Origin of the sequence: Streptococcus pseudopneumoniae (assembly GCF_001072665.1) — a bacterium.
In the GTDB taxonomy this organism is placed as follows: domain Bacteria; phylum Bacillota; class Bacilli; order Lactobacillales; family Streptococcaceae; genus Streptococcus; species Streptococcus pseudopneumoniae_S.
Map to the genome: position 1 here is coordinate 1 of NZ_JVJI01000011.1, position 22,788 is coordinate 22,788.

Annotated in this window: 19 protein-coding genes, 1 pseudogene and 1 CRISPR repeat array; of the genes and pseudogenes, 19 read left to right on the top strand and 1 reads right to left on the bottom strand. The window is 40.3% G+C overall.

All coding sequences use genetic code 11. The features are described 5' to 3' along the window. The 12 genes and pseudogenes from cas1 to alaS all read left to right on the top strand — a co-directional run. Positions 1 to 577 (top strand): CRISPR-associated endonuclease Cas1 (gene cas1 / locus ADH52_RS00885; RefSeq protein ID WP_049509498.1); only part of this gene is annotated, 577 nt, incomplete at its 5' end. Further along, positions 577 to 906, top strand: a complete 330-nt coding sequence (gene cas2, locus ADH52_RS00890) for a CRISPR-associated endonuclease Cas2 (protein ID WP_049509500.1) — start codon at positions 577 to 579, stop codon at positions 904 to 906. The genes cas1 and cas2, both read left to right, overlap by 1 nt. Before the next feature lie 93 nt (positions 907 to 999). Next, positions 1,000 to 1,328: a CRISPR direct-repeat array (repeat unit 37 nt; unit sequence GTATAAGAACCTATCCACCTCGAGAGGGGACGGAAAC). A gap of 381 nt (positions 1,329 to 1,709) precedes the next feature. Beyond that, positions 1,710 to 2,441 carry a CRISPR-associated endoribonuclease Cas6 gene (gene cas6 / locus ADH52_RS00895; protein ID WP_033681615.1) on the top strand — a complete coding sequence of 244 codons (732 nt, stop codon included), beginning with the start codon at positions 1,710 to 1,712 and terminating at the stop codon, positions 2,439 to 2,441. Beyond that, positions 2,422 to 4,665, top strand: coding sequence for a type III-A CRISPR-associated protein Cas10/Csm1 (cas10, locus tag ADH52_RS00900; RefSeq protein ID WP_049509502.1), 2,244 nt, complete (start codon positions 2,422 to 2,424; stop codon positions 4,663 to 4,665). Before cas6 ends, cas10 begins: the two co-directional genes overlap by 20 nt. Then, positions 4,666 to 5,046 carry a type III-A CRISPR-associated protein Csm2 gene (csm2, locus tag ADH52_RS00905; RefSeq protein ID WP_033681617.1) on the top strand — a complete coding sequence of 127 codons (381 nt, stop codon included), beginning with the start codon at positions 4,666 to 4,668 and terminating at the stop codon, positions 5,044 to 5,046. Then, entirely contained in the window at positions 5,046 to 5,708 is a 663-nt protein-coding gene (gene csm3, locus ADH52_RS00910) for a type III-A CRISPR-associated RAMP protein Csm3 (RefSeq protein WP_049509503.1), read from the top strand. The genes csm2 and csm3 overlap by 1 nt, the downstream gene beginning before the upstream one ends. Before the next feature lies 1 nt (position 5,709). Next, complete coding sequence (gene csm4 / locus ADH52_RS00915; protein ID WP_033681619.1) at positions 5,710 to 6,615, top strand: type III-A CRISPR-associated RAMP protein Csm4; 906 nt, start codon at positions 5,710 to 5,712, stop codon at positions 6,613 to 6,615. Continuing rightward, positions 6,612 to 7,691, top strand: coding sequence for a type III-A CRISPR-associated RAMP protein Csm5 (gene csm5 / locus ADH52_RS00920; RefSeq protein ID WP_049509505.1), 1,080 nt, complete (start codon positions 6,612 to 6,614; stop codon positions 7,689 to 7,691). The genes csm4 and csm5 overlap by 4 nt, the downstream gene beginning before the upstream one ends. Continuing rightward, complete coding sequence (csm6, locus tag ADH52_RS00925) at positions 7,688 to 8,848, top strand: type III-A CRISPR-associated CARF protein Csm6 (protein WP_049509507.1); 1,161 nt, start codon at positions 7,688 to 7,690, stop codon at positions 8,846 to 8,848. The genes csm5 and csm6 (ADH52_RS00925) overlap by 4 nt, the downstream gene beginning before the upstream one ends. Positions 8,849 to 8,860: 12 nt before the next feature. Next, positions 8,861 to 10,150 carry a type III-A CRISPR-associated CARF protein Csm6 gene (gene csm6, locus ADH52_RS00930; RefSeq protein WP_049509509.1) on the top strand — a complete coding sequence of 430 codons (1,290 nt, stop codon included), beginning with the start codon at positions 8,861 to 8,863 and terminating at the stop codon, positions 10,148 to 10,150. Positions 10,151 to 10,437: 287 nt separating this feature from the next. Further along, a pseudogene (locus tag ADH52_RS00935) lies at positions 10,438 to 10,924 on the top strand (LURP-one-related/scramblase family protein). Between the two features lie 21 nt (positions 10,925 to 10,945). Then, positions 10,946 to 13,564 (top strand): alanine--tRNA ligase, encoded by a 2,619-nt coding sequence (gene alaS, locus ADH52_RS00940; RefSeq protein WP_049509511.1) that lies wholly within the window; start codon positions 10,946 to 10,948, stop codon positions 13,562 to 13,564. A gap of 89 nt (positions 13,565 to 13,653) precedes the next feature. Here alaS and ADH52_RS00945 read toward each other — a convergent pair whose 3' ends face one another. After that, complete coding sequence (locus ADH52_RS00945; RefSeq protein ID WP_049509513.1) at positions 13,654 to 15,108, bottom strand: alpha-amylase; 1,455 nt, start codon at positions 15,106 to 15,108, stop codon at positions 13,654 to 13,656. A gap of 172 nt (positions 15,109 to 15,280) precedes the next feature. Between ADH52_RS00945 and ADH52_RS00950 the strand changes: the two genes are divergently transcribed. The 7 genes from ADH52_RS00950 to aroC all read left to right on the top strand — a co-directional run bounded on the left by ADH52_RS00950 (position 15,281) and on the right by aroC (position 22,787). Then, positions 15,281 to 16,030, top strand: a complete 750-nt coding sequence (locus ADH52_RS00950; protein WP_049509515.1) for an ABC transporter ATP-binding protein — start codon at positions 15,281 to 15,283, stop codon at positions 16,028 to 16,030. Next, the gene (locus tag ADH52_RS00955; protein ID WP_049509518.1) at positions 16,011 to 17,645 is read left to right on the top strand and encodes a hypothetical protein; all 1,635 of its coding nucleotides are present in this window, start codon (positions 16,011 to 16,013) and stop codon (positions 17,643 to 17,645) included. The genes ADH52_RS00950 and ADH52_RS00955 overlap by 20 nt, the downstream gene beginning before the upstream one ends. A 198-nt stretch (positions 17,646 to 17,843) precedes the next feature. Beyond that, on the top strand, positions 17,844 to 19,007 hold the full coding sequence (locus ADH52_RS00960) for a class I SAM-dependent rRNA methyltransferase (RefSeq protein WP_004259796.1): 1,164 nt from the start codon (positions 17,844 to 17,846) through the stop codon (positions 19,005 to 19,007). Next, positions 19,004 to 19,681: a type I 3-dehydroquinate dehydratase gene (aroD, locus tag ADH52_RS00965; RefSeq protein WP_004259794.1), complete on the top strand. Its 678-nt coding sequence runs from the start codon at positions 19,004 to 19,006 to the stop codon at positions 19,679 to 19,681. The genes ADH52_RS00960 and aroD overlap by 4 nt, the downstream gene beginning before the upstream one ends. Then, positions 19,671 to 20,525, top strand: a complete 855-nt coding sequence (locus ADH52_RS00970; protein WP_049509521.1) for a shikimate dehydrogenase — start codon at positions 19,671 to 19,673, stop codon at positions 20,523 to 20,525. Before aroD ends, ADH52_RS00970 begins: the two co-directional genes overlap by 11 nt. A gap of 18 nt (positions 20,526 to 20,543) precedes the next feature. Continuing rightward, positions 20,544 to 21,611: a 3-dehydroquinate synthase gene (aroB, locus tag ADH52_RS00975; RefSeq protein WP_049509523.1), complete on the top strand. Its 1,068-nt coding sequence runs from the start codon at positions 20,544 to 20,546 to the stop codon at positions 21,609 to 21,611. A gap of 9 nt (positions 21,612 to 21,620) precedes the next feature. Then, positions 21,621 to 22,787 (top strand): chorismate synthase, encoded by a 1,167-nt coding sequence (aroC, locus tag ADH52_RS00980; protein WP_049509526.1) that lies wholly within the window; start codon positions 21,621 to 21,623, stop codon positions 22,785 to 22,787. Position 22,788 lies beyond the last annotated feature (1 nt).

The window sequence follows — 22,788 nt, forward strand, 5'->3', positions numbered from 1 at the left end:
TACTCAAGTACAGCCTGCGGCTAGTTTCCTAGTTTGCTCTTTGATTTTCATTGAGTATTATTTTTACTATCTGAGCTTACTAGTACCGGATTCTTTTCGTTTTTACGGTCGTAGGAGGCGGCCTGCTACGGATTCTTTCAATTGTTTACTAAATTTTGGCTACTCCATTCTTTACTCTTGCTTCTTGGGCTTGATACGGAAAAATGGCTTAAGTTATGGATTTGGTGTCCTACATCAGAGCCATGGTCATCACGCTTGTCTTGCGAGCGATTTGATGGAGGAGTGGAGACCAGTCATTGTAGAAAATACGATCATGCAATTGATTTTGGAAGAGAGTTTAAAAGATGAGCATTTTGAAATAAAGGCTGATGGTACTTTTATTTTAAAAGATGAGGGAAGGAAAGTATTTCTTCTAGCTATGAGAGAGAGGATGCTAGAGATACATCAGTATATCGAGCTGGATAAAAAGCGCTATTCTTTCTTTTACACGGCTGACCAGCAGATTAAGCGCTTGATTCGGGCTTTTGAACAGCAGGATAGTCATTTGTATGTAACAGCCTATACAGGAGAAGAGTGATGGGATTATATTATCATTTATCAGGAGAAGAAAAGGATTTTGCTAAAAAGAAATCCCTCTTTTGTCTGATAATCTACGATATTATTAGCAATAAAAGAAGATTACGATTAGCTAAATTGTTAGAAGGATTTGGGATGAGAGTCCAACGCTCTTGTTTTGAGGTTGACCTAGAGAAGGCTAGTTATCAAGTCTTGATTCGAGAATTGGAATATTTTTATGATCCTAGCGAATTTGATAACATTATTGTCTATGTTGGGAATCGAGAAGAGACTATTCGTTTGAATACCGATGATAGAGAGCTAGAAGATGCAGATTGTTTGTTTTTTTGATGTGAAAACTCTTACAATATATGGTATACTATAATTAGTTTCCAAATAGGTTATATCTTGTGTTTGTTTTTAAATCCAACCACAAAATATGGGGTATAAGAACCTATCCACCTCGAGAGGGGACGGAAACTCATTGCACTATAGACATAAGAAATTACATCTTCAGTATAAGAACCTATCCACCTCGAGAGGGGACGGAAACAATGGCTTATTTTATTTTTTAGTTTGCGTCAACTTTTCGTATAAGAACCTATCCACCTCGAGAGGGGACGGAAACTACATCATAATCAATCTTAACTTTTCCAGATAAATAAGTAGAACAACCTAATCACCTCGAGAGGGGACGGAAACAATGGAAGCTCTACCGTATCTGCTTGAGCAGTTCGTATAAGAACTTATCCACCTCGCGAGGGGACGGAAACTTGCAGACCGACGCCTTAGCCATTCAGCCAATCCGAGTAAAACACCCTATTACCCCCTCGAGGGGCCGGAAACAGGCTTCCTTATGCTTTTTTACAAAGTCATTGATGGGTATAGCTACCTATCTACCTCGCGAGGGGCCGGGAACTATTTAGTTGTAATCAAACCATCTGGCTCTATTTTGAATTCTGTATAGCTACCTACCTCGAGAGGGGTCGGAAACTGTCCATTGACAATATTGACAAAAGTATTCTCAACTTCTCCGTATAGCTACCTATCTACCTCGAGAGGGGACAGTTTCATAAGGGCAAAGGATTCCAAAAGTAAAAGAAAAAAGCGCTCATGAGAAAGCAAAAGCGCAATTGTATCAATAAAGGAGGCATATGAAACGCATCGAACTATCATTTAAGCGGATTGACCAATCACCGAGCGACCTATCGACAAAATTCCAAGGTTTTCTCATGGAAAAGCTAGAACCAGACTATGTGACTTGGTTACATGAACAGGAGACCAACCCCTATTCACTAAAAATCATCCATCAAAAGGACAAGACCCTATGGTCCCTTCATCTCCTGACGGATGAGGCTGTCAAGCAGATTCTGCCTGTTCTATTGGAGCTCAAGAAAGTAGAGCTTCATGATTTACCGACTCTCATGGTAGAGTCTGTGTCCATGCAAGATCTCAGTTCGGAGCAACTCTTTGAGTTTTTTAATGAAAACCAAGATCGGTCACTCTACACCATTCATTTTCAAACTCCGACAGGATTTCGCTCTCAGGGAGAGTACGTACTCTTTCCGACCATGCGCCTCATCTTTCAGAGTTTGATGATGAAGTATGCACGTCTGGTCGAGAATCGTCAGGAAATCGAAGAGGAAACCCTGGACTACTTGGTCAAGCATAGTAGGGTTACCAGTTATCGATTGGAGTCCAGCTATTTTAAAGTCCATGGCAAAAAAATCCCTGGTTTCAGGGGGAAATTTACCTTTAAAATTACAGGTCCAAATACCTTGAAAGCATATGCCAATATGCTTCTAAAATTTGGGGAGTACTCAGGTCTCGGTATGAAAACTAGCTTAGGGATGGGAGGTTTAGAACTTGAAGAAAGAAAAGATTGATTTAGTTTATGGGTCGCTTTTGCACGCTATCAGCAAGGTGATTCAAGGTTCCAGGTATGATGAGAAAGACCTGGGTACCATTGGGTCCGAATGGTTTAGACGCTTTTCGGATAATGAAAAAATAGCCCAGCAGATAGCCAAGGCGACTTCTAGTGATTTACCGACGGACTTGGCTTCTGATAGTTTGGTCTATATCACGTCAGCTGCGGCAAAGATTGCTTCAGGACTAAAAGGGCCAGTAAGAACTCATGGAGGAAAAGAAGATTTCCTAAGCAAACAATCGGATATCTTCAATGTATTTTCAGATAGCCCTAGTCAGCGTTATCTCGATGCACGACTATTAGAGCTTGACGGGGAACCAAACTATGCTAAGGGAACGAGTGAGCCGTCTGACCAGTCAGACTATGACCTGATAGTAGGGACCTTAGAAAAAGAGTTTGAGAGATTGGACTTTAGCCAATCTGAGATAGATGCCCTTTTGAATCTCCTTGAGGCTACTCTTTCCTATGTGCCTGTTTCGACAAGAACCAAGGAATTATCGGATATTTCTCTAGCAACCTACAGTCGTCTGACAGCTGGCTTTGCCCTAGCTGTAGAGGACTATTTAGCAGACAAGAATTGCCGTGACTATGAGAAAGTGCTGGGACAAGACTTAGAAGCTTTTTATAGCGAGAAGGCCTTTTTATTAGCAAGTTTTGACCTGTCAGGGATTCAGGATTTTATCTACAATATCGCAACAGCTGGAGCTGCCAAGCAACTAAAAGCACGTTCCTTGTATCTAGATTTTATGGGGGAACATATTGCTGACAGCTTACTGGAGAAGTTAGAGCTTACAAGGGCTAATCTCCTCTACGTCGGTGGAGGGCATGCCTATTTTATCCTTCCAAACACCGAAAAAACTAGAGAAACCTTGGCTAACTTTGAAGCAGAATTCAATCAGTTTTTGGTCGAGCATTTCCAGACAGGTATGTACGTAGCATTTGGTTGGAGTCCGTTTTCTGCCAATGATATGACAACGACACTGGCTGACTATCGAAAAGTCTATCAAACAACCAGTCGGATGATTTCTCAAAAGAAAATTTCTCGTTATGATGCCAAAACTCTCCTTGAACTCAACCAAGGAGGAAAAAGTTCTCAGAAAGAATGTGCAATTTGCCACTCAGTCGAAAAGCTTACCAAGTATAAAGATCAAGAGGTCTGCCATATCTGTGCAGGAATGTATCGCTTTGCCAAGGAAATACAAGAAAACTACTATATTGTGACAAAAGAAAAAGGCCTGCCGATAGGTCCGGGAGCCTATATTAGTGGTATTTCAAAAGCCGACCTTGCCAATGAAGAGTGGGACCGTATTTATGTAAAGAATAGCTATAGTACAGATATCCTAAAAGCAACCCATGTCTTTGTCGGAGATTACAAGTATGATGAGATTTACGAGTACGCCAAATTATCTCAGGATAGTGAAACTGGACAAGGAATCAAGCGTCTGGCAGTCGTTCGACTAGATGTGGATGACCTAGGAGCCGCCTTTATGGCTGGGTTCTCTTATCAAGATAGTGGCAAGTATAATACTCTGGCACGTTCAGCGACCTTCTCTAGAAGTATGAGTCTCTTCTTTAAGGTCTATATCAACCAGTTTGCCAAAGAGAAAAAACTATCGATTATTTATGCCGGTGGAGATGATGTATTTGCGATCGGTTCCTGGCAGGATATTATTGAGTTCACTATTTGTCTCCGACAAAACTTTATCAAGTGGACAAATGGTAAATTAACCCTATCAGCGGGGATTGGCCTCTTTCCAGATAAAACTCCAGTTAGCCTCATGGCTGAGGAAACTGGTAAGCTAGAAGGAGCAGCCAAGGATAACGATAAGGATAGTATTTCCCTTTTTGAAAAAGCCTATACCTTGAAGTTCGACCAATTTATTGACAATGTCTATAATGGGAAACTGAAGAGCATTCGTTACTACTTTAATATTCAAGATGAGCGAGGAAAGAGTTTTGTATATAGACTTATTGAGCTCCTTCGCAACTACGATCGTATGAATATTGCTCGATTAGCCTATTATTTGACCCGTTTAGAAGATCAAACTTCTAAGGATAAAAAAGAAGAGTTTAAAGAGTTTAAAGACTTATTCTTTTCTTGGTATACAGGTAGTGATAATGAACGTAAGGAAGCAGAGATAGCTTTACTTCTATATATTTATGAGATTAGAAAGGATTCATAGATGGCAATTTTAACAGATGATAATTACGTAGATAAAGCAGAGAATGTTATTAAATCACTGAATCGAAACACTAGAGATTCTAGGAACCCTGAAGCATTCATTTTAACAACCAGCAAAATTAGAAACCTACTAAGCTTGACGAGTACCCTCTTTGATGAAAGTAAGGTTAGAGAGTATAAGGATTTAGCTGACAAAATTGCTTATTTGAGAGTGCAGTTTGTTTATCAATCGGGCAGAGAAACTGCGGTTAAAGACTTAGTGAAAAAAGCTGAAATTCTAGACATTTTAAAAGAAATTAACAATAAGGAAAGTCTCCAACGTTTTTGCCGCTATATGGAAGCACTAGTAGCTTATTTCAAATTTTATGGAGGAAAAGATTAATGGCATTTGCAAAAATTCAAGTAAAAGGACAAATTCGTCTAGAAACAGGACTTCATATTGGTACAAGCAATGCTTTTGCGGCAATTGGGGCTACTGATTCTCCTGTAATCAAGGATCCTATTACTAACTTACCCATTATTCCTGGTTCAAGTATCAAAGGGAAGATGCGCAGTCTCCTTTCAAAAGTTCATAATGAACGACTAGCTAAGAAACCAGGAGAAGATGGAGAAATTCTAAGTCGACTCTTTGGGAACAGTTCTGATAATCGCTATAAAATGGGGCGACTCATTTTTAGAGATGCTTTTTTAATCAATAAGGACAAGTTAGATTCATTAGGGGTCAAGAGTTATACTGAAGTTAAGTTTGAAAATACTATTGACCGTATCACTGCTGAAGCGAATCCAAGACAAATTGAACGTGCCATCCGTGAGAGTGCTTTTGCATTTGAATTAATCTATCAAATCACAGATGACAGTGAAGATCAAGTGGAAGAAGATTTCAAAGTAATACTTGATGGATTAAAACTTCTGGAACTTGATTATTTAGGTGGATCTGGCTCTCGTGGATATGGTAAAGTTGTTTTTGAGGCTCTTAAAGCAAATACAGTTTTCGGAAACTATGATGTTAGTAGATTGAATGAACTTTTAACTACGGAGGTCTAGTATGACCTATAAGATGTATATTATGAACTTTCAGTCTGCTCACTTTGGAGCAGGTACTCTGGATAGTTCTAAAATGACTTTTGCAGCTGACCGATTATTTTCTGCCTTAGCTATTGAGGCGAAAAAAATGGGAAAAATGGAGGAATTTGTGTCATTAGCAGGTCAAGATGATTTTGTTTTGACTGATGCCTTTCCTTATCAGTCAAGTCCATTTTTACCGAAGCCGATTGGATTTCCAAAGTTTGATCAGCAAGACTTAACAACGGATGTTAAAGAAGTAAGACGTCAAGCGAAAATGGCAAAGAAACTTCAGTTTATTCCTTTAGATAAATTTGATTCGTATGTAAATGGGACGCTTTTTGAAGATGCAGAACATGCAGTAACAAACATCATCACTAAAAACCAACCTCATGTGGATGGACATCTTTATCAAGTTTCTACCGTTCGATTTGCAGATCAGTCTGCTCTCTATGTTATTGCTACCGAATCAAACCTCTTGAATGAACTCATGACAAGTTTGCAGTACGCGGGAATTGGGGGTAAACGTTCTAGCGGCTATGGACGGTTTGATTTAACCATTACAGACATACCTGATGCTCTTAAAAATCGTCTTACTAAGGTCCATCAAGGAACAGTCATGGCCTTAACAACTTCTTTACCCATTGAAAAGGAACTTGAACATGCTATGGAAACTGGTTCCTATTTACTAAGTAAATCAAGTGGTTTTGCCTTTAGTACAGAAACTAATGAAAATTATCGTAAGCAGGATTTATATAAGTTTGCTTCTGGATCTACTTTCTGTGAAACCTTTACAGGACAGATTGTAGATGTAAGGCCTCTTGATTTCCCGCATGAAGTATTAAACTATGCTAAGCCACTATTTTTCAAGATGGAGGGAGAAAGATGAAAACAGAATATAGAACCTTTCAATTCAGCCTCCTAGCCATGGCCCCTATTCATATTGGGAGTGGTGAGAAATACACTTCACGAGAATTCATCTATGAGAATCGTCGCTATTATTTCCCGGATATGGGTAAGTTTTACAATCGAATGGTGGAGAAAGGATACGATCAAAAGTTTGAGCGTTTTTTACAGGAGACAAAGCCAAACGCCAGAAATAATCGCTTGATTTCCTTCTTGGATGATAACCGGATATCTAATCGTGATTTCGGTGGTTACCGGATTGTTGAGACTGGTTTGGAAATTGAAAAAAATAATCGCGATTCCAAATTAGGCACGATAAATGAAGTGGCAAAATTTATTAGAGACCCTTTTGGGAGTCCGTATATTCCAGGTAGTTCCTTAAAGGGATCTATTCGGACCATTTTAATGAATACCAATCCTGACTGGAACAATAAGAATGCAGTCGATTTTCGTGGTAGAAGTCCTAAAGAAAACAAAAAGATGGTTCCTTGGGGTGCCAAAAAGGGTCAAGAATTTAATGACTTGTTCAATGCCATTCGTGTTAGTGATAGTACGCCATTTAACAATGAGCAGATTATTCTAGTTCAAAAATGGGATTATTCAGCCAAGTCCTTAACTGCTAAGCCTCTTCCTTTATATAGGGAAGCAATCGCGCCCTTAACTAAAATCAATTTCACCATTACTACAACCACTAAGGAAGCTGGAATCTTAATTGAGGAATTAGGACAGAGAGCGCAAGCTTTTTACAAAGAATATAAAGAATTTTTCTTATCAGATTTTCCTGAAAATAAGATTCAGCCAAATCTTCAATATCCTATCTATTTAGGAGCTGGAAGTGGAGCCTGGACAAAGACCTTGTTTCAACAAGCGGATGGAATCTTACAAAAACGGTATAGTCGAATGAAGACTAAGATGGTTGGAAAAGGTGTTTTGAAACTGACGAAAGCGCCGGACAAGAGCATTAAAACCAATAAAGGAGAACGGAAATTGATCATTAATAGCGATTCCTTCTATGAAATGGGGAAAGCTAATTTCATGATTAGGGAGATTTTACAATGAAAATTTTGATATCCGCTGTTAGTGATTCCGATCCGATTAGAGGATTTCATGATGGTGCTCTGGTTCATATTGCAAGAAAGTATCGTCCAGATAAAATTATTATTGTGTATTCTGATAAGATGCTTCCTAATAAAGAGCGAAATAATAAAGTTCTTTTCTCTATATCTGAAAACTATAGACCAGAAATTATTATTCATGAAAAAATAATTATTGGTGAGGATGTCTTTATTTTCGATAAAATGTATGATGAATTCTCAAAAATAATTAATGAATGTTACAAAAAAGAAGATGAATTTATTTTGAATCTTTCTAGTGGGACACCACAGATATGCGCTGCTCTTTTTATTATCAACCGTTTGAGTGGTATAAATGTCAAAGCAGTTCAAGTTGCTTCTCCACAAAAGGGGCCAAATATAGGAGATAAACATGATATAAGTGAAGATATTGATGATTTGATTTCATTAAATGAAGATAGTACCAATCAGTTTGTGGATCGTACTTTGGAAGATAGTGCGGAGAAATTTAGTCAGGATTTAATGAAGAAAACTATTCGTGATTTTATTACTAAATATGATTATAAAGCTAGTTTAGAGTTAGCAAATCAATTACCAGATTTTTCTGGTTTGAAAGAAGCGCGTAAAAAATTGCAAGATATTGTAGATGCGCTAGATAGACAAGATATTCCCCAAACTGTTAAAAATAGAAAATGGAGTGATGAGAAGAAGAAGGTTCTCAATGCTTATCTAACAATTGAATTGCAAAAAGAACGTGGGAATTTCAGTGAAGGACTCATTAGAATTAAAACCTTGACTGAATTTATCTTGGAAGATTATATTGATAACCGTTATCCAGGATTATTGGATAGATATGTAGATGAATCAGAAAAATATTTCTTGGGAATTTGGGATTATAGTAAAATTCTTAAAGAAAAAAAAGAGTGGACTTTATATAATCAAATTAAACCGATGATCAACATGAATACTTCACGAAATACAGTAGCCCATAGATTAGATTCTATAAAATCTGAAGACTTAAAACAGATGGGTCCTGTTCTAAAAACCTTAAAAGGGCTAGTTAAAGAACAGTATCAATTTAATGAAAAAGATTTCAATTTCTATAAAGAATTAAATAAGGAATTATTGGAATTATTAAAGTAACGAGGTGAAAGTTTGACTATTTTAATCTCAGCAGTGGGAACGACAGATCCAATTAGTAATAATAGAGATGCAGCTTTATTACATATTGCACGCACTTATAGACCGGAGAAGATTGTTTTAGTTTATAGTGAGGAGATGCTGATCAAGAAAGATCTCATTGAGCAAGCTATTTTTTCCATAGAAGATTATCATCCTGATGTGACAATTGAGTCAACAATTCTAAAAAATGATGAGGTTTATCTATTTGATAAAATGTATGAGGTTATGGGACAGATTGTTGAAAAACATTCTGGAACTGATCATCAATTAATCTTAAACCTATCTTCAGGCACGCCTCAGATTATTTCGGCTTTATTTGCCCTCAATCGAATCAAAGATTATAATACTCAGGCTATCCAGGTTGCAACTCCTAACAAATCAGCAAATAGAAAGTATGTGCCACTTTCAAGTGAAGGTGAACAGAAGCTTTTTAACGAGAACGAGGATAACCAAAAGGATTACGAAGATCGTACTATTAAAGATGAGGCTGAAAAATTTAATCAATCTTTAATCAAACGTCATTTAAGAAATCTGATAGCTTCCTATGATTATCTTGCCGCAGAAGAGCTTGTTACAAAAAAAGAATACAATAACTTACTTTCTAAAAAGAAATTATCTTTTTTACGAGCTACATTAAATGACTTTGTAAAAGTATTTAAAACGCAAGCTATTTTAAAAGATATTCAAGACTATCCATTGACAGATGTTGAGAAGAAAGCCCTTAATTACTTTTTAATGATAGAAGTCTTGAAAGAGAGAGGACAAGTAGCAGATGTCTTAATCAAATCAAAGTCTTATGTTGAATTTATCATCGAAGAAAAGATCAAAAAAGATTATCCTGATTTAATCAAATATGATGGGGCCTTACCAAAATTAAATGAAGAATACAAAGATTTTGAGAAGATTATAGATTTTATTGATTTAGAATTTAAAAAAGCAAAAGGAATAGAAAATGAAGAGGAAAGAATTTATTCACCTCAATCAACCTTAAACCTTTTATCTTATGAAAATATTCTAACTTTTTATCAAGCCTCTCCTGGCTTACTGAAGTCACTAAAGGTTATTACCGGTCTAAATAGTGAGCGTAACAAAGTTGCACATGGACTATCAGAAATTGATGGTAAAATAGTAAATTCTAAAAAATTGAACCAAACAATAGATACCTTACGTTTTGTCCTTCAGGATACATTTGATATTGAAGATGATTATTTTGGATATTATCAAAAAATCAATGACAAATTACTAGATTTACTTCGTTCTTAACGAACAAGCTTATTTTGAAAGATTACTATTTTGTACTATTTCATTAGGAAGATTCCCAGTTGACGCAAGCTTAAAAAAACGATATAATAAGAAAGTTGAGATTTGATTTTCAGTTGTCTTAGTCCAGAGAAATGGCGGTGCTGCGAGCCATCTAAGCTAGAAAGTCATGCTACTCAATCATACAATTGCATAAGAATAAGAGAATGACAAGTTCATTGAATGAAGGTGGTACCGCGGTTTTTCGCCCTTCGTGATATGAGCTTGTCTTTTAATTTTTGGAGGTGTTGATGAAAACATTTCTTGTCAAACAAAAGTTTCGTCTTGGAGGCGAACGCTTCGCTATCAAGGATGACAGGGGAGAAATCGCCTATCAGGTAGAGGGATCATTTTTTTAAGATTCCCAAAACTTTTACCATCTATGATGCGACTGGTGAACAAGTTAGTCAGATCAGTAAAGAAATCTTGACCTTGCTTCCTCGTTTTGAGATTCAGCTTCGGGATGGCTCGAGTTTTGTCATTCGCAAGAAGTTGACCTTCTGGCGAGATAAGTATGAGTTTGATAATCTGGGGCTTCGTATCGAGGGCAATATCTGGGATTTGAATTTCAAATTGCTGGATGATCGCGATCAGCTGATTGCGGAAATCAAGAAAGAACTCTTCCATCTGACATCTACCTATAATGTAACGGTCCTTGAGGACGCTTATGCAGATCTAGTCATTTCCCTCTGTGTCGCGATTGACTATGTGGAGATGCTGGAAAGCCAATCACATTAAACAAGTAAATAAGGAGACAATATGAAACAACTATCTAGTGCACAAGTACGCCAAATGTGGCTTGATTTCTGGGCGACCAAAGGTCACTCAGTAGAACCATCAGTGAGCTTGGTTCCTGTAAATGACCCTACACTTTTGTGGATCAACTCTGGGGTAGCAACCCTTAAGAAATACTTTGACGGGACCATTATCCCTGAAAATCCACGTATTACCAATGCCCAAAAGGCTATCCGTACCAACGACATCGAAAACGTAGGGAAGACTGCACGTCACCATACCATGTTTGAAATGTTGGGGAACTTCTCTATCGGTGATTACTTCCGTGACGAAGCCATCACTTGGGCTTATGAGCTTTTGACAAGCCCAGAATGGTTTGACTTCCCAGCTGAAAAACTTTACATGACCTACTATCCAGACGATAAAGATTCTTATAACCGCTGGATTGAAGTGGGAGTGGATCCAAGTCACTTGATTCCAATCGAGGACAACTTCTGGGAAATCGGTGCGGGGCCTTCTGGACCAGATACAGAAATCTTCTTTGACCGTGGAGAAGCCTTTGACCCAGAAAATATCGGCCTTCGTCTCCTTGCAGAAGATATCGAAAACGACCGTTACATCGAAATCTGGAACATTGTTTTGTCACAATTTAACGCAGACCCTGCTGTTCCTCGTAGCGAGTACAAGGAATTGCCGCACAAGAACATTGATACGGGCGCTGGTTTGGAGCGTTTGGTGGCAGTTATCCAAGGGGCTAAGACCAACTTTGAAACGGACCTCTTCATGCCAATCATCCGTGAAGTGGAGAAATTGTCTGGTAAGGTCTATGACCAAGATGGCGAAAACATGAGCTTTAAGGTCATCGCTGACCACATCCGTTCACTTTCATTTGCCATCGGTGATGGTGCCCTTCCAGGAAATGAAGGTCGTGGTTATGTCCTTCGTCGTCTTCTCCGTCGTGCTTCTATGCATGGTCAAAAATTGGGAATCAACGAGCCTTTCCTTTACAAACTGGTTCCAACTGTTGGGAAAATCATGGAAAGCTACTACCCAGAAGTGCTTGAAAAACGTGACTTTACCGAAAAAATCGTTAAGAGCGAAGAAGAATCATTTGCGCGTACTCTTCACTCAGGTCAACACTTTGCTCAAGGCATTGTAGCAGACTTGAAAGAAAAAGGTCAATCTGTCATTGCTGGTTCAGATGTATTTAAACTTTACGACACTTATGGATTCCCAGTTGAATTGACTGAAGAAATCGCTGAAGAGGCTGGTATGACTGTGGACCGTGAAGGTTTTGAAGCAGCCATGAAAGAACAGCAAGAACGCGCTCGTGCGTCAGCTGTCAAGGGTGGCTCAATGGGGATGCAAAATGAAACCCTTCAAAACATCACTGTAGAAAGTGTCTTCAACTACAATGCTAGCCAATTGTCTTCTAAATTGGTGGCTATCGTGGCTGACAATGCAGAAGTAGAAGCTGTATCAGAAGGAACTGCCTCTCTGATCTTTGCAGAAACGCCATTCTACGCTGAAATGGGCGGACAGGTAGCTGACCACGGACAAATCTTGGATGAGTCAGGTAAGGTTGTGGCTACTGTGACAAATGTTCAAAAAGCACCAAATGGACAAGCTCTTCACACGGTTGAAGTCCTTGCACCGCTTGCCTTGAACCAAGAATATACCTTGGCAATTGATACAAATCGTCGTCACCGTGTCATGAAAAACCACACTGCGACTCACTTGCTCCATGCGGCTCTTCACAATATCCTTGGCAGCCATGCAACTCAGGCAGGTTCGCTTAATGAAGTAGAATTCCTTCGCTTTGACTTCACTCACTTCCAAGCAGTAACTGCTGAAGAACTTCGTGCCATTGAACAGCAAGTTAACGAGAAAATTTGGGAAGCTCTTGAAGTGAAGACAGTTGAAACAGATATTGACACTGCTAAGGAAATGGGTGCTATGGCCCTCTTTGGTGAGAAATACGGTAAGGAAGTCCGTGTTGTTACTATCGGTGACTACTCTATCGAGCTTTGTGGTGGTACCCACGTTGGCAATACTTCTGAGATTGGACTCTTCAAGATTGTCAAAGAAGAAGGTATTGGATCAGGAACTCGCCGTATCTTGGCAGTGACTGGTAAGGAAGCCTTTGAAGCCTACCGTGAACAAGAAGACGCTCTTAAAGCTGTCGCAGCAACCTTGAAAGCACCTCAAGTCAAGGAAGTTCCTCACAAAGTAGAAGGACTTCAAGAACAACTTCGTCAACTTCAAAAAGAAAATGCTGAATTGAAAGAAAAAGCCGCAGCTGCAGCCGCAGGCGATATCTTCAAGGATGTGAAGGAAGTCAATGGTCACCGTTACATTGCTAGTCAAGTTTCTGTATCAGATGCAGGTGCTCTTCGTACTTTTGCGGATAACTGGAAACAAAAAGACTACTCTGATCTTCTTGTCCTAGTTGCTGCTATCGGTGACAAAGTCAATGTCCTTGTAGCAAGCAAGACAAAAGACCTTCATGCTGGAAACCTTGTCAAAGAATTGGCACCAATCGTCGATGGACGTGGTGGTGGTAAACCAGACATGGCCATGGCAGGAGGAAGCAACCAAGCTAAGATTCAAGAATTGTTGGATGCAGTAGCAGGTAAATTGTAATCAAGTAAAGATCTATCCATTTGGGTAGGTCTTTTTTTGAATACAAAAAAGCCAAATCCGATTGGACCTGGCTTTATAATCATTGGCAATTAGATTGTATTAGCTGCCCAGACACTTACCGAAGCAGCTGAGACTGGGAATTGTCCATAGCCTTCCTCATCAATTGTAACTTGACCTTGGTGGTTTTCAAGTAAATCTACAAAGGTTTGGTTAGCCCATTCTTGGCCGACAAACATTGACTTGCTGTTTTCTTGGTCATTTGAGATAAGGACTGCGATTGGGGATTGATTTTCAGCACCTGAGCGTACCCAACCGATACAGTTAACATCATCAAAGTAGTCATTTTGTTCTCCATAAGCCAAATCTTTTCGGATAGCTAGGAGGCGGTCAAGGACTTCTTTGAAATCTTGCTGAGCATATTGCCCTGAAATCCCATAGTAGTCTCCGTAAAAGACACATGGAAGGCCGTCTTGACGTAATAGAATGAGAGTATAGGCTGCTGGTTTGAACCATTCTTCAACAGTAGACTCAAGAGCCTGACCACGTTGGGTATCGTGGTTGTCGACAAAGGTTACAGCCTTGTAAGGTTTGAGTTCAACCAAGCTATCTGTGAAAATACCACGAAGGTCATAGTTTGCGCCAGCTTGACTGGCTTCAAAGAGATTCTGATGAAGACGAACATCAACAAGGTCGAATCGTTCTTCCGTTTTTTCAAGATAGTCTAGATTGGCTTCCTTGTCAGGATTCCAGAATTCACCAAAAACATAGAAATCCTCACCGTATTTTTCCTTCATATCACGGATAAAATTGCTCATGAAGAAAGAGTCAATGTGTTTAACGGCATCCAAGCGGAAACCAGCTACACCAGTCGTTTCCATGAACCAGTCAGCCCAGTCATAGATATTTTGGATGACTTCAGGATGTTTAAAGTCTAGGTCGGCATACATGAGGTAGTCGTAGTTTCCGTTTTCGTTATCGACCAATTCCTCGTTAGCCCAGCCTTTATTGTCACCTTGGATCAGATAAATCCCAGACTTACGGCGTTTGGCATCGTAGTCTGTACCGGTGAAGTGGTACCAGTGCCAGTGGAAGTCATTGTATGTATCTTGGCGACCATCGAAGGTAAAGCTAGTCCAGCCATTGATTGTGAAGGGGTCTCCAAGCTCAACTGTACGGTCTACAGGATCCACCTCAATAACCTGAAAGGCTTCCATGTGATCAGCAGCAGCCTTGTGATTGAGCACCACATCAGCCATAGGCTGGATTCCCTGCGCTTTTAGAGCTTGAATGGCTTGAAGATAATCTTCTTTAAAACCATACTTGGTGCGGACAGTTCCTTTTTGGTTAAACTCTCCTAGGTCAAATAAGTCATAGACCCCATAGCCGACATCTTTTTCATTAGTAGCCTTAAAGGCAGGCGGCATCCAGACATGGCTGATACCGAGATCAGCTAGGTGTTGAGCATCTTCAGCTAGACGCGTCCAGTGCTGACCGTCGTGGGGCAGATACCATTCAAAGTATTGCATGAGTGTTTGATTTTGCATGATGTTTCCTCTTACTTGTCGATAATGATTTATTTTATCATAAAGTATTAGGCAACGCAAACGTTTGCGCAAATCTAAAAAATATTTTCGACTTTTTTATAAAAAGTGTTGATAAATCTGTACTAAAGTGCTAATATAACAATATAAAGAACATAAATATAGGAGTCCTCCCATGATTGAATTTCAAAATGTTAGTAAGTTGTATGGTGATAAAGAGGCCTTGAGCAATCTCAATCTGCAGATTGAAAATGGAGAGATTATGGGCTTGATTGGCCATAATGGTGCTGGGAAATCGACAACCATAAAATCCTTAGTCAGTATTATTTCACCCAGCAGTGGTCGTATTTTGGTAGATGGTCAGGAGTTATCGGAAAATCGCTTGGCTATTAAACGAAAGATTGGCTACGTAGCAGACTCGCCTGACTTATTTTTACGCTTAACAGCCAATGAATTTTGGGAATTGATTGCTTCATCCTATGAGCTAACTAGCTCTGACTTGGAGGCTAGTCTAGCTAGGTTGTTGAGTGTTTTTGATTTTGCTGAAAACCGCTATCAGGTTATTGAAACCCTTTCTCACGGAATGCGTCAGAAAGTCTTTGTTATCGGAGCACTCTTGTCTGATCCTGATATTTGGGTCTTGGATGAACCCTTGACAGGTTTGGATCCCCAGGCTGCCTTTGATTTGAAGCAAATGATGAAGGAACATGCACAAAAAGGCAAGACGGTCTTGTTTTCAACCCATGTCCTAGAGGTAGCTGAGCAAGTCTGTGATCGGATTGCCATTTTGAAAAAGGGGCATTTGATCTATTGTGGTAGCGTAGAGGACTTGAGAAAAGACCACCCAGACCAGTCTTTGGAAAGTATCTACCTTAGCCTTGCAGGTAGAAAAGAGGAGGTTTCAGATGCGTCTCAAGGTCATTAAAAAATTAGTTGATATCAATATCCTCTATTCATCTCAAGAAGCTAATCTGGCTAACCTACGAAAGAAGCAAGCTAAGAATCCTGGAAAAAAAGTAAATGTTTCCGCTAGAGTCCTAAGTTCTTACATTTTTTCCAGTCTCTTAATGCTCTTCATGTTTATAAATATAGCCTTTCGTTTTCCTTTTGAGGAAATGCCAAGTTTTTTTAGTAGCATGGTTGCTATTTTACTGGTGCTTGCCTTTTCAACTTCTTTCACTGCCTTTTACAATGTCTTTTATGAGAGTAAGGACTTGGCATTGTATAGGCCCTATGCCTTTAAAGAATCAGAGATTATAATTGCTAAAGGACTGTCTGTTCTCTTGCCAGCTCTAGCTGGAATTGTACCAATCCTAGCTTATTTTCTAGTCCTCTATATTAGGCTAGCTCCTTCTCTTTGGCTGGGCTTGCCTTTGATGCTGCTGTCCTTGGCCTTGTTATTTGTCTCTGTTACTTTAGTGATGGTAGTGGCAGTACATTTCTTGGCTCAGACTAGGGTCTTCAGAAAGTATCAGTCTATTTTTGCCAATGTGATGATTGGGATAGGAGTTCTCATACCTTTAATATTTGTCCTCTTTCTACAGTCGACTTTTGGAAGTATTGTTGACAAAGTTAGAGACATTCCATTTCTCCTTTATCCTCTTCATATCTTTTACAAAATAGCAGTGGAGCCTTTTTCGACAGAAGCCATACTGGGTCTGTTAGCTTGGATAGGACTAACTCTCTTCCTGCTTTATCTGACCAAAAAGAAGGTCCTTCCTCGTTTTTATGACGTGATTCTGCTTAATAGTGAGGAGAAGCTCAAAAAAGAACGTCGCAGCAAGGAGAGGATTTCAACTACTAAAAAGGGCTTTTTCCGCATGGTTTTGCGCTACAACCTCTCCCTCTTGGGACAGGGAACTGGCGTGGTTACAGTGCTTTTTACAAGTGCTTTCCTTCCTTATCTCATGATGATCGGTCTGATTTCCAAAATCCGAGATTCTCAGATAGTTCCAGACATCCATCCTCCATACTGGTTACCCTTGTTTTTTATAGGATTGTTTATAGCAGTTGTCAATAACAATATCACCAGCCTGCCTTCAATTGCCTTGTCTTTAGAGAGGGAAAATGTTGATTTTCTGAAGAGTTTACCCTTTGACTTTGCTCGTTATGTGAAAGTGAAATTTTGGATTATCTTTGCTGTCCAGTCCTTTTTACCAGTTCTGACTTTACTTGGTCTTTCTCTATATTTAGGTTTGCCCATCCTTTCGATGATTTACCTTCTTGTGGCATGGTTCCTTGCCAGTGTCATCCTTTCTTGCCACCATTACCTTAAGGACGTGAAAAATTTGTCAACCAATTGGAGTAACATTACGGACCTGGTGAACCGTTCAAATCGTATAGTAGCAATAGTTTTACTCTTAATTTATAGTGTTATCTTAATGATTTTAGTCATAGCAAGTTTGTTCTTGGTTCAGTCTCTCGCCCCTGTCCTTGCCATCAGCTTGGGAGTAGGAGCTCTTATCCTCTTACTTGGTCTTGCTATTTTTGGCTATCATTACTACCTGTCACGCATATTGGTAGAAATAGAAAAAAGATGAGCTAGTTGGTCGCTTGCTTGATAAATTTTATAAAAAGAAATGCTCCTCCGTTCTTGGAAGAGCATTTTTTATTGTAACTCTCACACAATTATTTCTAATTTTTTATTAGTATTAATAAACCATTTTTAAAAGAAGAGTAAAAAAGCAAGGGTAGTTTCTTTTTTGAGAATTGTCACAAAATTTGCTATAATAGTGACTATGAATAGAATAAGAGTCAACAAACGGGTTGAAAAAAAGCTTTCAAAGGGACTAGTTTTACTAGAAGCCAGCGATCTTGAGAATATCAGTCTCAAGGATCAGGAAGTAGAAGTTCATAGTCAAGATGGAAACTTTCTTGGTACTGCCTACCTTTCTCAGCAAAACAAGGGCTTGGGCTGGTTTGTGAGCACAGACAAGGTGACCTTCAATCAAGCTTTCTTTGAAGCACTGTTTAGACAAGCTAAAGAAAAGAGAAGTGCCTACTATCAAGATGATTTGACTACTGCCTTTCGTCTCTTTAACCAAGAGGGAGATGGCTTTGGCGGTCTGACAGTGGACCTTTATGGCGACTATGCTGCCTTTTCTTGGTATAACTCTTATGTTTATCAGATTCGCAAGGTTATCTCAGAAGCTTTTAGACAGGTTTTTCCTGAGGTTTTAGGAGCATATGAGAAGATCCGTTTTAAGGGTTTGGACTATGAATCTGCCCATGTTTATGGTCAAGAAGCACCTGACTTCTTCACTGTTTTGGAAAATGGTGTTCTGTATCAAGTCTTTATGAACGATGGCTTGATGACAGGGATTTTCCTAGACCAGCATGAAGTTCGCGGTAGTTTAGTGGATGGGTTGGCTATGGGTAAATCCTTGCTCAACATGTTTTCCTACACAGCAGCCTTTTCAGTGGCTGCGGCCATGGGAGGAGCAAGCCAGACTACTTCGGTTGACCTAGCTAAACGTTCACGAGAATTGTCTCAAGCGCATTTTCAGGCTAATGGAATCAGCACAGACGACCATCGTTTTATAGTTATGGATGTTTTTGAGTATTTCAAGTATGCCAAGCGAAAAGGCTTGACCTATGATGTGATTGTCCTAGATCCGCCTAGCTTTGCTCGGAACAAAAAACAAACATTTTCTGTGGCCAAGGATTATCATAAGTTGATATCCCAAAGTCTTGAGATTTTAAATCCGGGCGGTATTATTATTGCCAGCACCAATGCTGCCAATGTATCCCGCCAGAAATTTACAGAACAAATTGATAAAGGCTTTGCAGGAAGAAGTTACCAGATTTTAAATAAATACGGTCTTCCAGCAGATTTTGCCTATAATAAAAAAGATGAAAGTAGTAATTACCTCAAGGTGATTAGTATGAAGGTTAGTAAATGAAATTAATTGTTTCAGTAATGCCAAGAAGTTTAGAGGAGGTCCAGGCTCTGGACGCCACGAGGTACCTAGATGCCGACATCATTGAATGGCGTGCCGACTATCTGCCTAAGGAAGCGATTTTGCAGGTGGCTCCAGCGATTTTTGAAAAATTCGCAGGCCGTGAGTTAGTTTTCACGTTGCGAACTCGCTCTGAAGGGGGAGAAATCGACCTTTCTCCAGAAGAATATATCCATCTAATCAAGGAAGTGGCACAACTCTATCAACCAGACTATATTGATTTTGAGTACTATAGCTACAAGGATGTTTTTGAGGAAATGCTGGACTTCCCAAATCTCGTTTTGAGTTACCATAATTTCCAAGAAACACCTGAAAACATGATGGAAATATTGTCAGAGTTGACGAGCCTAAATCCAAAACTTGTTAAGGTTGCGGTGATGGCTCACACGGAGCAGGATGTGCTAGACTTGATGAACTATACACGAGGCTTTAAAATCCTCAATCCTGAGCAGGAATATGTGACGATTTCTATGGGCAAGGTGGGCAAGGTCTCTCGTATCACTGCGGATGTGACAGGATCTAGCTGGTCCTTTGCTAGTCTAGATGAGGCCAGTGCCCCAGGTCAGATTTCCTTAGCTAACATGAAAAAAATTCGGGAGATTTTGGATGAAGCTTGATGGCTATACACGTTTAGCTGCCGTTGTTGCCAATCCTATTAAGCATTCGATTTCCCCCTTTATCCACAATAGTGCCTTTGAGGCGACAGCTACCAATGGTGCTTACGTGGCTTGGGAGATTGAAGCGGGTGAATTGGCAGAAACAGTGGCCAATATTCGTCGCTACCAGATGTTTGGCATCAACCTGTCCATGCCCTATAAGGAGCAGGTGATTCCTTATTTGGATGAGCTGAGCGACGAAGCGCGCTTGATTGGTGCGGTTAATACGGTTGTCAATGAGAATGGCAATTTAATTGGATATAATACAGATGGCAAGGGATTTTTTAAGAGCTTGCCTTCTTTTACAATTTCAGGTAAGAAGATGACCTTGCTGGGTGCAGGTGGTGCGGCCAAGTCCATTTTGGCACAAGCTATTTTGGATGGCGTCAGTCAGATTTCGCTCTTTGTTCGTTCAGTTTCTATGGAAAAAACAAGACCTTACCTGACCAAGTTACAGGAGCAGACAGGCTTTAAAGTGGACTTGTATGCTTTAGAAGATGTTACTGAATTGCAAGCAAGGATTGCTGGGTCTGATTTACTTGTCAATGCGACAAGTGTAGGAATGGATGGTCAATCATCTCCAGTTCCTGAAAGCATAGTTTTACCGGAAACTCTCTTAGTGGCTGATATCATTTACCAACCCTTTGAAACACCATTTTTGAAATGGGCCAGAAGTCAAGGCAATCCAGCGGTCAATGGTCTGGGAATGTTGCTCTATCAAGCTGCAGAAGCTTTTCAACTGTGGACAGGAAAGGAAATGCCAACAGAAGAGATTTGGCAGTCCTTAACAGAAAAATACCAATAAAGAAAGGGAGATTCTCCTATGAAAATCAGAATCGATATTCCTCATCATCCTTATGATATTCAGATTGAAAAAGGTTGTCTGTCTCAGGCTGGTCAATGGTTGCGAGAACTCTGGCAACCACAAAAGGTAGTCATTGTGACAGATAACCATGTAGCTTCTCTTTATGCAGAGAAGGTCAAGCTCAGCCTAGAAGATGCTGGTTTTCAGGTAGCAGTTTTTGACTTTTTAGAAGGCGAAGAAAGAAAGAATTTAACCACTGTCCAGAAAGTCTATGAATTTTTAGTCAAGCAAGGTCTGACTCGTAGTGATGGAATCGTGGCTCTCGGAGGTGGTGTCGTTGGAGACCTGGCTGGTTTCGTAGCCTCTACCTATATGCGTGGCATTCACTTTGTTCAGATTCCGACTAGTTTGACAGCCCAGGTTGATTCTTCTATCGGTGGAAAGACAGGCGTCAATACTCCATTTGCTAAAAATATGGTGGGGACTTTTGCCCAACCAGATGGGGTTCTGATTGATCCGCTTGTCCTTGAAACGCTCGGAAAGAGAGAGTTGATTGAAGGAATGGGTGAGGTCATTAAGTATGGCTTGATTGAGGATCCAGAACTGTGGAAAATTTTGACGGAACTGGATGGTTCTGTGGAGAGCATACTGGAATATGCAGAGACCTTGATTGAACATTCCTGTCAGGTCAAGCGCAAGATGGTAGTTGAGGATGAGTTGGACAATGGTGTTCGCCTTTACCTCAATTTTGGCCACACAATTGGTCATGCCATTGAAGCAACTGCCGGTTATGGCAGGGTCATGCATGGAGAAGCTGTGGCCATGGGCATGGTACAGATTTCCAAGGTTGCTGAGGAAAAAGGTCTCATGCCAGAAGGAATAACCCAGTCTATTATAGAGATGTGTCAGAAATTTGGCTTGCCTGTTGATTATGAAAACTGGGATGTTGACAAGCTTTATCAGGCTTTGACTCATGATAAGAAGGCGCGTGGCAATACCTTGAAATTGGTCTTGGTGCCAGAGCTTGGTTCAGCGACCATTCACCCAGTTTCTCTGGAAGAGATGAAAGACTACTTGGTAAAATAAGGAGAGTGTATGAGATATTTAACTGCAGGAGAATCACACGGTCCCCGTCTGACAGCTATCATTGAGGGAATTCCAGCTGGACTTCCTTTGACAGCTGAGGATATCAATGAGGATTTGAAACGTCGTCAGGGTGGATACGGCCGCGGTGGCCGTATGAAGATTGAGAGTGACCAGGTTGTCTTCACTTCGGGTGTTCGCCACGGGAAGACGACTGGGGCTCCTATTACCATGGATGTCATCAATAAGGACCATCAGAAATGGCTGGATATCATGTCTGCTGAGGACATTGAAGACCGCCTTAAAAGCAAACGAAAAATCACCCATCCTCGTCCCGGTCATGCCGATTTAGTTGGGGGGATCAAGTACCGTTTTGATGATTTGCGAAATTCCTTGGAGCGTTCATCAGCTCGTGAAACCACCATGCGGGTAGCAGTTGGGGCAGTAGCCAAACGCCTCTTGGCTGAGCTGGATATGGAGATTGCCAACCATGTCGTTGTCTTTGGTGGCAAGGAAATCGATGTTCCTGAGAATCTCACAGTTTCTGAGATTAAGGAACGAGCTGCCCAGTCTGAAGTTTCTATTGTCAACCAAGAACGAGAACAGGAAATCAAGGACTATATTGACCAAATCAAGCGTGATGGAGATACCATCGGTGGGGTTGTCGAGACAGTTGTCGGAGGTGTTCCAGTTGGTCTTGGTTCCTATGTCCAATGGGACAGAAAATTGGATGCAAGATTGGCCCAAGCTGTTGTCTCTATCAATGCCTTTAAAGGGGTGGAATTTGGTCTTGGCTTTGAAGCTGGTTATCGTAAAGGCAGCCAAGTCATGGATGAAATTCTCTGGTCTGAAGAAGACGGCTATACTCGCCGTACCAACAATCTGGGTGGCTTTGAAGGTGGTATGACCAATGGGCAACCCATCGTTGTTCGAGGTGTCATGAAACCTATTCCTACTCTCTACAAACCACTTATGAGTGTAGATATCGAAACCCATGAACCCTACAAGGCAACTGTGGAGAGAAGTGATCCGACTGCTCTTCCAGCAGCAGGTGTGGTCATGGAAGCCGTTGTGGCAACGGTTCTGGCACAAGAAATCCTCGAAAAATTCTCATCAGACAATCTAGAGGAATTAAAAGAAGCGGTAGCCAAACATCGAGACTATACAAAGAACTATTAAG